The organism is Ralstonia sp. RL (assembly GCF_001683835.1).
Classification (GTDB): Bacteria; Pseudomonadota; Gammaproteobacteria; order Burkholderiales; family Burkholderiaceae; genus Ralstonia; species Ralstonia mannitolilytica.
Window position 1 is genome coordinate 1 of record NZ_LWRX01000077.1, and the last position, 10,345, is coordinate 10,345.

The 10,345-nt window shown below is 67.3% G+C and carries 12 protein-coding genes; 8 read left to right on the top strand and 4 right to left on the bottom strand.

The window, feature by feature from the left end; translation table 11 throughout:
• Window positions 1–481 (top strand): Fe2+-dependent dioxygenase (locus A6M56_RS07765; RefSeq protein WP_286758010.1); only part of this gene is annotated, 481 nt, incomplete at its 5' end.
• A 56-nt stretch (window positions 482–537) separates the two neighbouring features.
• Here A6M56_RS07765 and A6M56_RS07770 read toward each other — a convergent pair.
• The 4 genes from A6M56_RS07770 to A6M56_RS07785 all read right to left on the bottom strand — a co-directional run bounded on the left by A6M56_RS07770 (window position 538) and on the right by A6M56_RS07785 (window position 2,747).
• Window positions 538–684 carry a hypothetical protein gene (locus A6M56_RS07770; RefSeq protein WP_164491387.1) on the bottom strand — a complete coding sequence of 49 codons (147 nt, stop codon included), beginning with the start codon at window positions 682–684 and terminating at the stop codon, window positions 538–540.
• 114 nt (window positions 685–798) lie between these two features.
• Window positions 799–1,089, bottom strand: coding sequence for a PEP-utilizing enzyme (locus A6M56_RS07775; RefSeq protein WP_045219064.1), 291 nt, complete (start codon window positions 1,087–1,089; stop codon window positions 799–801).
• Window positions 1,089–1,727, bottom strand: coding sequence for a TetR/AcrR family transcriptional regulator (locus A6M56_RS07780; RefSeq protein ID WP_102079456.1), 639 nt, complete (start codon window positions 1,725–1,727; stop codon window positions 1,089–1,091). The genes A6M56_RS07775 and A6M56_RS07780 overlap by 1 nt, the downstream gene beginning before the upstream one ends.
• A 108-nt stretch (window positions 1,728–1,835) precedes the next feature.
• Window positions 1,836–2,747, bottom strand: a complete 912-nt coding sequence (locus A6M56_RS07785; RefSeq protein ID WP_102079192.1) for a LysR family transcriptional regulator — start codon at window positions 2,745–2,747, stop codon at window positions 1,836–1,838.
• Window positions 2,748–2,869: 122 nt separating this feature from the next.
• On the opposite strand from A6M56_RS07785, the gene leuC reads away from it, so the two are divergent.
• The 7 genes from leuC to A6M56_RS07820 all read left to right on the top strand — a co-directional run bounded on the left by leuC (window position 2,870) and on the right by A6M56_RS07820 (window position 10,227).
• Entirely contained in the window at window positions 2,870–4,285 is a 1,416-nt protein-coding gene (gene leuC / locus A6M56_RS07790; RefSeq protein ID WP_102079193.1) for a 3-isopropylmalate dehydratase large subunit, read from the top strand.
• Window positions 4,278–4,940, top strand: coding sequence for a 3-isopropylmalate dehydratase small subunit (gene leuD, locus A6M56_RS07795; protein WP_045219059.1), 663 nt, complete (start codon window positions 4,278–4,280; stop codon window positions 4,938–4,940). Before leuC ends, leuD begins: the two co-directional genes overlap by 8 nt.
• Window positions 4,941–5,037: 97 nt before the next feature.
• Window positions 5,038–6,360 carry a 2-hydroxycarboxylate transporter family protein gene (locus A6M56_RS07800; RefSeq protein ID WP_062738573.1) on the top strand — a complete coding sequence of 441 codons (1,323 nt, stop codon included), beginning with the start codon at window positions 5,038–5,040 and terminating at the stop codon, window positions 6,358–6,360.
• A gap of 79 nt (window positions 6,361–6,439) precedes the next feature.
• On the top strand, window positions 6,440–7,393 hold the full coding sequence (gene pip / locus A6M56_RS07805) for a prolyl aminopeptidase (protein WP_045219055.1): 954 nt from the start codon (window positions 6,440–6,442) through the stop codon (window positions 7,391–7,393).
• A gap of 3 nt (window positions 7,394–7,396) precedes the next feature.
• Complete coding sequence (locus A6M56_RS07810; RefSeq protein WP_045219053.1) at window positions 7,397–8,302, top strand: LysR family transcriptional regulator; 906 nt, start codon at window positions 7,397–7,399, stop codon at window positions 8,300–8,302.
• A 103-nt stretch (window positions 8,303–8,405) separates the two neighbouring features.
• Window positions 8,406–9,065, top strand: a complete 660-nt coding sequence (locus tag A6M56_RS07815; RefSeq protein ID WP_102079457.1) for an HAD-IA family hydrolase — start codon at window positions 8,406–8,408, stop codon at window positions 9,063–9,065.
• Window positions 9,066–9,075: 10 nt separating this feature from the next.
• Entirely contained in the window at window positions 9,076–10,227 is a 1,152-nt protein-coding gene (locus A6M56_RS07820) for a DSD1 family PLP-dependent enzyme (RefSeq protein ID WP_045219050.1), read from the top strand.
• Window positions 10,228–10,345 lie beyond the last annotated feature (118 nt).

Consider the following 10,345-nt stretch of genomic DNA (forward strand, 5'->3'; position numbering starts at 1 on the left):
CCCGCGCTTCATCAGCGCGGCGTTGCCGAATGTGGTGTACCCGCCGATGTTCAACCGTTATGGCGAGGGCATGACCTTCGGCGCGCACGTCGATGGCAGTGTGCGCATCCACCCGCACGACGGGCGCAAGCTGCGCACCGACATCTCGGCCACGCTGTTCCTGTCAGATCCTGCCAGCTACGACGGCGGCGAACTGCAGATCGAAGACACCTATGGCATGCACAGCGTCAAGCTCAATGCCGGAGACCTCGTCATCTATCCGGCCACGAGCCTGCACCAGGTCACGCCCATCACACGCGGCGTGCGCGTGGCGAGCTTCTTCTGGATCCAGAGCCTGATCCGCGATGACGCGCAGCGCGCCATGCTGTTCGACCTGGACAACGCCATCCAGACGCTGAACCAGACCGGCGCCGACGAGACGGCGCGCCGCACGCTGATCGGCGTGTATCACAACCTCATGCGGCAGTGGAGCGAAACCTGATCCGAGCCGGCTTCAAGCCGTGATGGCCGCGCCGCGCCCGGTTGTGTCAGCGGCGCTTAGCGGCCCGAACGGCGATACAGCTCGGCCATCATGCCGCAGCTTTCCACGTGCAGCGCGACAGCTCGGGCGGCTTCACGGCGGACGATCTGCCAGAAGCGGGCGAAGCGGGAGGTGGGGGCAGCATTGAGGACGGCGGCTTTCATGGCGGTTCCTTTCTGAGCGATGACTAGGGATAACCCTAACAGGGAATACCCGAATATTAGTCCGAATATTGCATCGCAGCAAACCAGGTGTGCCGTTGTTGCCTCATCGCCACATCAACGTGATTCCGCTTCCACTCGAAAGACGACGCCGGCGTTGCCGTCCACCCGGAGGGCGTCGCCGTTCTTCAGCTGCGCCCGGATGCCGGGCAGATTCACCACCGCCGGAATGCCGAATTCGCGCGCCACGATCGCGCCGTGGGAGAGATAGCCGCCGGTTTCCATGACCAGCGCGCTGGCTTTCAGGAAGAGCGGCGTCCAGGCCGGGTCGGTGCTCGGCGCGACGAGCACGTCGCCCGCCTGCAGTCCGGTGCCGGCCGCGGCGTGGTCGACCAGGCGCGCTTCCATCAGGCCCCCTTGCGGGCGACGCCGTGCAGGAACAGGTCGATGACGGCGGCAAAGCCTTCGTGCAGGTCGCGCGCGCCCGTATCGGGGCGCGCCAGCCAGCGCATGAGCGCGCCGAGATACAGGTACTCCAGCAGCCCGGCAAGATGCTCCGCACCAAGCCGGGTATCGAGTTCGCCCGCGCGTTGGGCCGCGTCAATAAGCGCCATGAACACCGCTTCGAACCCGCTGCGCTTGTCCGCATCATGGCCGCGATCGGCGGGGTCGGCACTGGCGAAGCGGTAGCGGAAGTACGCGGCCAGGTAGGGACGCCGGACGTTGCACCAGTCGGCCGAGGCAGACAGCAGCACCGAGAGCCGCGACGCGAAATCCGCCTGCGCTTCAATCAGCGGGCGCAACTGCGCACCGCCCTCGGCCAGCTCGGCATGGAAGCGGTGCGCCAGCAGCGCCTCCTTGAGCGGAAAGTGGTTGTACAGCGTGCCTTTGGAGACATCGGCCTGCGCTGCAATCTGTTCCATCGTCACCGCGTCGTAACCGTGCTGCTCGAACAGCGCGAATGCCGTGGCGGCGAGGTGGTCCAGCGTCTGGAGGCGCTTGCGCTCCCGGCGGCCGGTTCCGATGGGGAACGGGATGGACGGCATGATCGGCACATAATTTTTGACGACGCATAATTTTATACGTCGTTCAAAAATATTGCCGGGCGTACGTCGGGCCGCCCCGAGTCTGGCGTGGGATTGCGCGGCGATGGGTCAGCGGCGGTCGGCCCAGCCGGCGTCGCGCTGGAACCACTCCGAGAGGAAATCGATGAACGCGCTGACTTTGGCCGACAGGTTCGCGCGCTCCGGATACACCGCGAAAACATCGGCCACGGGCAGCGTCCAATCGGTCAGCACGGGCACCAGCCGGCCGTCGCGCACGTGGGCGTGGATGTCCCACTCCGAGCGCATGAGGATGCCGTAGCCGGCCAGCGCCCACAGCACGCCGGTCTCGCCGTCGTTGGTGCACAGCGGCCCGCGCACCTTGACGGTTTCATGCTTGCTGCCGCGTGTGAGGTACCACGTGCCGTAGGCGGCATCGCTCTCGCGCAGCACGATGCACGCATGCGATTGCAGATCGCGCGGCACCTGGGGCGCGCCCGCGCGTGCGAGATATTCGGGCGACGCGCACAGCAGCCGGCGATTGCTGACGATCTTGCGCGCCACCATGCGCGAATCGGGGACCGTGCCGAACCAGATGCCGATGTCGAACGCCTTGTCGGCCAGGTTGACGGAGCGGTCTGTCAGCTCCAGTTGCACCTCCACCTCGGGATAACGCCGGGCGAACTCGACGACGGCCGGCGCGATATGCCGGCGCCCGAAGCCGAACGTGGCATTCACCCGCAACAGGCCCTTCGGTGTGCCGCGGCTGCTGGAGACGGCCTGCTCCAGCGCCTCGAGTTCTTCCAGCAGCCGCGAGCCGGTGGCCAGGTAGATCTCGCCTTCATGCGTGACGCTCAGGCGCCGCGTGGTGCGGTTGAGCAGGCGCACGCCGAGGCGCCTTTCCAGTTGCGCCAGCCGCGCCGTCACGGCCGGCGGTGTCACGCCCAACTCGCGCGCCAACGCCGCCAGGGAGCCCTGCTTGACCAGCCGGGTAAAGAACTCGAGATCGGACACGCGATCCATTATTCAAATGAAGTAAAGAATAAATAAAGATGTCGGACAATTATAAAATGCATCTTCATGGCTAGACTCCATCTCGCAAAGGAAGCCCGGCGCGCCGGACGCATCGAACGAATGGAGAACGCATGGCAAAAACGCTGTATCAGAAGCTGGTCGACTCGCACACCGTCGCCTGGCTCGATGCGCAGAACGTGCTGCTGTACGCCGATCTGCACATCATGAACGAGTACACCAGCCCGCAGGCCTTTGCGGGCTTGCGCGAAGCAGGCCGCGCAGTGGCGGCGCCAGGCCAGCACATGGCGGTGGTCGACCACATCATCCCGACGCACCCGGTGCGCGTGCGCGTCATCGAAGACGCTGCTTCGGCGTTGCAGGCGTCCAACCTGGCGGAGAACTGTGCCGAACACGGCATCGTCCTGTTCGACACGAACGATGCGCTGCAGGGCATCGAGCATGTGATCGCGCCGGAGCTGGGCATGATCCGCCCCGGCATGGTCGTGCTCTGCGGCGACAGCCACACCACCACCTACGGCGCGTTCGGCGCGCTGGGCTTTGGCATCGGCACGTCCGAAGTCGAGCACGTGCTGGCGACGCAGACGCTGGTGTACCGGCTCGCGCAGGACATGCGCATCCGCGTGGACGGGCAACTGCCGACAGGCACCACCGCCAAGGACCTGATCCTCCACGTCATCAGCCGCATCGGCGCGCAGGGTGCGCGCGGCTATGTGGTCGAATTTGCCGGCAGTGCCATCCAGGCGCTCTCGATGGAGGCACGCATGACCCTGTGCAACATGGCGGTGGAAGCCGGTGCGCGCGGCGCGCTGATCGCGCCCGACGCCAAGGCCACGCGCTACGTGCTCGAACACGCACGGGATGTCGCAGGCACCCACGTGAACGCGGCATTGGCCGACTGGCGCCAGCTCTTCAGCGATGCCGATGCGCAGTTCGATGCCGAGTACCACTTCGATGCCAGCGAGGTCGCGCCCTACGTGACGTGGGGCACCAGCCCGGATGAGGCCATCCCCGTGACCGGCACGATTCCGCCGGCGCAAGCGGCATCCGAGCGGGCCTTGCGCTACGTGGGGCTGGAGGCCGGCAGCGCCATCGAGGGCGTGCCGGTGCAGCGCGTGTTCATCGGTTCGTGCACGAATGCGCGCATTGAAGATCTGCGCGAGGTGGCAGCCGTCGTGCGCGGCCGGCGCGTGGCCGCGGGTGTGCGGGCGATGGTCGTGCCGGGGTCGGGCGCAGTGCGCCGGCAAGCCGAGCAGGAGGGCATTGCCGAGGTGCTGATCGCCAGCGGTTTTGAATGGCGCCAGCCCGGCTGCTCGATGTGCCTGGCGATGAACGACGACGTGCTCGCGCCGGGAGAGCGCTGCGCCTCCACCACGAACCGCAACTTCGAAGGCCGCCAGGGGCGCGGTGGCATCACGCACCTGATGAGTCCGGCCATGGCGGCGGCCGCCGCCATCACGGGCCGCATCACCGACGTCCGCAAGCTGCAAGCCGAGCCGCAACCTCACCCGGAGACCGCACATGCCTGAGACCACGTACATCGAAGGCATCGCCGCGCCGCTGCCCACGCCCAACCTCGATACCGATCAGATCATGCCGAAGCAGTTCCTGCGCGGCATCGACAAGGCCGGGCTCGACCGCGGCGTGCTGTACGACCTGCGTTACGACGCCAACCACGAGCCGCGCAGCGACTGCGTCCTGAACCAGCCGGCGTACCAGGGAGCGTCCATCCTCGTCGGCGGGAGCAACTTCGGATGTGGCTCCAGCCGCGAGCACGCGGTCTGGGGGCTGCAGCAGTTCGGCATTCGCGCCGTCATCGCCCCGAGCTTTGGCGAGATCTTCTACAGCAACGCGATGAACAACCGTCTGCTGCTCGTGATGCTCGAGCCAGCCGATGTGGCGCGCATCCTGGCCGAAGTGTCCGACCCCGCCACGCACCGCATCGCCATTGATGTGCAGGCGATGACGGTGCGCAGCCACAGCGTTGAAGTGCCGTTTGCCCTGTCGGATCGGCACCGACACATGTTCCTGCATGGCCTGGACATGATCGGTGCGACGCTGGCGCGCTGGAGCGAGATCGACGCGTTCCAGCGGGCGCACTGGCAGGCGCGGCCGTGGTTGCGCGACATTGCGGCCACCACGCGCGCGCGGCTTGCCGCGGCTCCACCGGGCAGCCTGCCTTGAGCGCTTCCTCGTTTCGTTACACCACCACACACAACAGCGGCGCATCGTCACCTCGCCCAAGACGAGGGGCGACGCCGCGCCTGTCAGGAGACAAACCATGCAAGCCTCCCTGCCTGCGGATCACGCCGCGCCCACCGGGTTCTGGCGCACGCTCGCGCGTTATCGCGTCGGGCCGTTGCCGTTGCCGCTCTATGTCGTCATCGCCGCCGTCACGGTCCTGGCGGCCGCCAGCAAGAAGCTGCCCAACGACATGATCGGCGGGTTTGCCGTGCTGATGCTGCTCGGCTTCCTGTTGGGCGAGATCGGGGCGCGGCTTCCGGTGTTCCGGCACGTTGGCGGGGCGGCCATCCTGTGCCTGTTCGTGCCGTCGGCGCTGGTCGGCTACAAGGCGATCGACCCCGAGATGGTCAAGGCGCTGACCACCACCATGAAGACGGCCAACCTCCAGTATCTCTACATCGCCTGCCTGGTGGCGGGCAGTATCCTCGGCATGCGCCACCGCGTGCTGGTGCAGGGATTCATGCGGATGTCCGTGCCGCTGCTGGTCGGCACGCTGGCGGCCGTCGTGGCGGGCGTGTCGGTCGGGCTGCTGTTCGGTCATGACCCGATGCATACCTTTTTCTTCATCGTCATTCCCATTGTGGGCGGCGGCATCGGGGAGGGCATCCTGCCGCTCTCGATCGGCTATGCAGAGATTCTGGGCCGGCCGCAAGCCGAGCTGGTTGCCATGCTCGTGCCGGCGGCCTTGCTCGGCAACGTGGTCGCCATCCTGTCGAGCGGTGCGCTCAGGTGGCTTGGCGAGAAGCGCCCGCATCTGACCGGCAATGGCGACCTCGTCAAGGCCGGCGACGATGCCGACCTGCTGCGCAACGATCATGTGGACGCCCCCATCCAGCTCGGGCTCATGGGCGCCGGCTTGCTGATTGCATGCGCGTTCTTCATCTTCGGCGCGCTCCTGGCGCCGTTCACGGGCATTCCGGGGCCGATCCTCATGATCATTAGCGCGGCGGTGCTGAAGGTGACGAAGCTCATGCCCGAGAAGATGGAGCTGGGCGCCTACCAGATGTACCGGTTTGTCTCGACCAACCTCACGTTTGCGATCCTCGTCGGGCTCGGTGCGCTGTTCGTGTCTTGGAAGGAACTGGTGGTGGCGTTCACGCCTGGCTACTTTGCGATCTGCGCGGCCACGGTGCTGGCGCTCGTGGCATCGGGCTTCTTCGTCGGCAGATGGCTGGGGATGCATCCGGTGGAATCTGGCATCGTGACGGCGTGTCACAGCGGCCTGGGCGGCACGGGAGACGTGGCGATCCTCTCGGCATCCAACCGCATGGGCCTGATGCCATTCGCGCAGATCAGCACACGCATCGGCGGCGCCGCGATGGTCGTGTGCGCCACGATCCTGCTCAAGCTGCTGCACTGAGGGGGCCACCACCAGCAAGCACGGCGGGCACGGCAACGGCGCTACACTCAAGCACCGTTCACGCACTTCCCGGATTGCCATGACCGCACTGCGCACGCTGTATCCCGCCATCGAACCGTACGAAACCGGCATGCTGGACGTGGGCGATGGCCACACGATCTACTACGAACGCGTCGGCACGCCCGGCGCCAAGCCGGCGGTGTTCCTGCACGGCGGGCCGGGCGGCGGCATCTCGGCCGACCACCGCCGCCTGTTCGACCCCGCGCGCTACGACGTCATGCTGTTTGACCAGCGCGGCTGCGGCCGATCGACGCCGCACGCGGGGCTCGAAGCCAACACCACGTGGCACCTCGTGGCCGACATCGAGCGCCTGCGCGCGATTGCCGGCGCCGGGCGCTGGCTCGTCTTCGGCGGCTCCTGGGGTTCGACGCTGGCCCTGGCCTACGCTCAGAAGTATCCGCAGCACGTGAGCGAACTCGTGCTGCGCGGCGTCTACACCGTCACGCAGGCCGAGCTGCGCTGGTATTACCAGTACGGCGTGTCGGAGATGTTCCCGGAGAAATGGGCCCGCTTCCAGGCGCCCATCCCCGAAGACGAGCGCGGCGACATGATCGCGGCCTACCGCAAGATCCTCACCGGCACCGATACCGCCAAGCAGATCGAGGCGGCCCGCGCGTGGAGCGTGTGGGAGGGCGAGACCATCACGCTGCTGCCCGACCCGGGCAACAGCGCCAAGCACGCCGACGACCATTTCGCGCTGGCCTTCGCACGTCTGGAGAACCACTACTTCACGCACCAGTGCTGGCTCGAAGAAGGCCAGCTGCTGCGCGAGGCGCACAGGCTGGCCGGCATTCCCGGCGTGATCGTGCATGGCCGCTACGACATGCCGTGCCCAGCGCGCTATGCCTACGCGCTGCACCAGGCGTGGCCCGATTCGGACTTCCACCTGATCGAAGGCGCGGGCCATGCGTGGTCCGAGCCCGGCATCCTCGACCAGCTCATTGCCGCCACGGACCGCTTTGCCGGCAAATAGCGGATGACGGACTCCGTCGACCTGCGCTTCCTGCTCGCCATCCAGGACAACGGCAGCCTGGTGGCGACGGCGCGCGCGCTCGGCCTGACGCCGTCGGCCGTGTCGCAGCGCCTGCAGCAGCTGGAGAAGAAGCTTGGCACGCGGCTGGTCGACCGGACCGCGCGCAGCCTGCGATTCACGCAGGAGGGCGCACTGCTGTGCGAGCGCGGCGCGGAGCTGATCCGCCAGCTCGATGCGCTGTCGGAAGACCTGCACACGCGCCGCGGCGGCCTGGTCGGGACGCTGAAGGTCAACGCGCCGCTCGGGTTCGGGCGGCGTTATGTGGCGCCGATCATTGCCGAGTTTCAGCAGCAGCACCCGGATGTCGACATCGAACTGACGCTGTCCGATGCACCGCTCACCGAGGCGGCGGATCGCTTTGATGTGGTGGTGCATATCGGCGCGTTGCAGGTATCGAACCTCGTGGGCTACGCGATTGCGCCGAATGCGCGGTTTGTCTGCGCATCGCCCGCGCTGGTGAAGCGTTTCGGCCTGCCGCAAGCACCGGAGGACCTTGCCGCGCTGCCGTGCATCGTGCTGCGGGAGAACAAGGAGGATGTCACGCTGTGGCACTTCAGCAAGGGCCGCACGAGCCGCAGCGTGCGCGTGCGGAACCACCTCGTCTGCAACGACGGCGACGTGATCCGCCAGTGGGCGCGCGAGGGCCGCGGCGTCATCCTGCGCTCCGAATGGGACGTGGCGGACGATCTGCGCGCCGGCCACCTGGTGCGCCTGCTACCCGGCTGGAAGGCGCCCGACGCCAACGTGATCGCGCTCACACACGGCCGTGCCGGCTTGCCGCAGCGCACGCGCCACTTCATGCAGGCCTTGCAAAGCCGCTTCAGACCGCAGCCGCCGTGGCGCGCCTGATGTAGTGCAACTGAATCTATGAATCAAAGCGGCTTCACCGAAAGACCGCGCGTGATGCCTACAATCGGCTGCATCGATTCCCGCCGATATGCAGGTGACACGCATGCCCCTTGCTGCCGCTCCTTCCCGTTACCCCAAGGCCGTCCTGTTCGATCTGCTGACCGCGCTGCTCGATTCGTGGTCGCTGTGGAACCGCGCCGCCGGCTCTGAGCCGGCAGGCCGCACGTGGCGCGCGGAGTATCTGCGGCTCACGTACGGCTGCGGCGCGTATGTGCCGTATGAAGCGATGGTGCGGCAGGCTGCCAGCAACGTCGGCCTGCCCGATGCGGCGCCCGACGCGCTGGAAGCCCACTGGCTCGAGCTGCAGCCGTGGAGCGGCGCGGTGGAGGCGCTGACCGCGCTGCAGCCACACTGCAGGCTGGCCGTCGTCACGAACTGCTCCGAGCGCCTGGGCCGGCAGGCCGCCGCGCTGTTGCCCATCCGTTGGGATGTCGTCGTCACGGCCGAGCAGGCGGGCGTCTACAAGCCCGACCCGAAGCCGTATCGGATGGCGCTGGACCAGCTTGGCGTGAATGCAGCCGACGCCGCGTTCGTGGCGGGCTCCAGCTACGACATGTTCGGCACCGCCGCCGTCGGCCTGCGCACGTACTGGCACAACCGCATCGGGCTCAAGCCCGTGCAAGGTGCGCAGGTGCCGGAAATCACCTCGCCGACGCTCGACGGGCTGCTGCCCTGGGCCGGCCGTTTTGCCGCACCCGTTTGAGGAGGCCACCATGACATCCGATACCGCACACCCGCTGGAGGCGCTTGACACGCCCGCCGCGCTCATCGACCTGCCGCGCATGCAGCACAACATCGCCCGCATGCAGCACCGCATGAATGCGCTGGGCGTGAAGTTTCGCCCGCACGTGAAGACCACCAAGTGCCTCGACGTCGTGCGCGCGCAGCTGGCCGCCGGCGCGCAGGGCATCACCGTGTCGACGTTGAAGGAGGCCGAGGCGTTCTTTGCCGCAGGCATCAAGGGCATCCTCTATGCCGTCGGTATCGTCGCGGGCAAGCTGCCGCGCGCCATGGCGCTGCGCAGGCGCGGCTGCGACCTCAAGCTCGTGGTCGACAATGTCGAGGCCGCCCGGGCCGTGGTCGACCACGCCCGCACGCACGGCGAGCGCTGCGAAGTCTGGATCGAGGTCGACACCGATGGCCACCGCTGCGGCCTCACGCCCGAACAGGATGCGCTGCTGGACGTGGGGCGCACGCTGCAGGCCGGCGGCATCGACGTGGGTGGCGTGATGACGCACGCGGGTTCCAGCTACGACCTCAGCGACCGTGCTGCGCTGGCTGCCCTGGCCGAGCAGGAGCGTGCAGGCTGCGTGCGCGCCGCCGAGCGCCTGCGCGAAGCCGGCGTGCCGTGCGCCGCCGTCAGCGTCGGTTCGACACCCACCGCGCTGGCCGCCGAGCGGCTGCCGGGCGTGACGGAGGTGCGCGCGGGCGTGTACGTCTTCTTCGATCTCGTGATGCACAACGTGGGTGTCTGCGCGATGGATGAAATTGCGCTGAGCGTGCTCACGACCGTGATCGGCCATCAGCCTGACAAAGGCTGGGTGATCGTCGATGCCGGTTGGATGGCCATGAGCCGCGACCGCGGTACCGCCAGGCAGGCGCACGACTACGGCTACGGGCAACCGTGTACGCTGGACGGCATGCCCCTCGACGGGCTCACGCTGATCGGCGCGAACCAGGAGCACGGCATCCTGGGGGCCACCGACGGCACGGTGGCGAGCGATCTTGTCGGGCGTTTTCCGGTGGGCACGAAGCTGCGCGTTCTGCCCAACCACGCGTGCGCGACGGGCGCGCAGTTTCCGGCGTACCAAGCGGTGCCGTCATGCGGCGCGGTGCAGACCTGGGCGCGCTTCCATGGCTGGTAATCGACCGGGCTGTCGACTGTGCAAAAGCAAAAAGCCCGCATTGCTGCGGGCTTTTGCCTGAATCCTGGTGCCCAGGAGAGGACTCGAACCTCCACGGAGTTACCCGCTAGTACCTGAA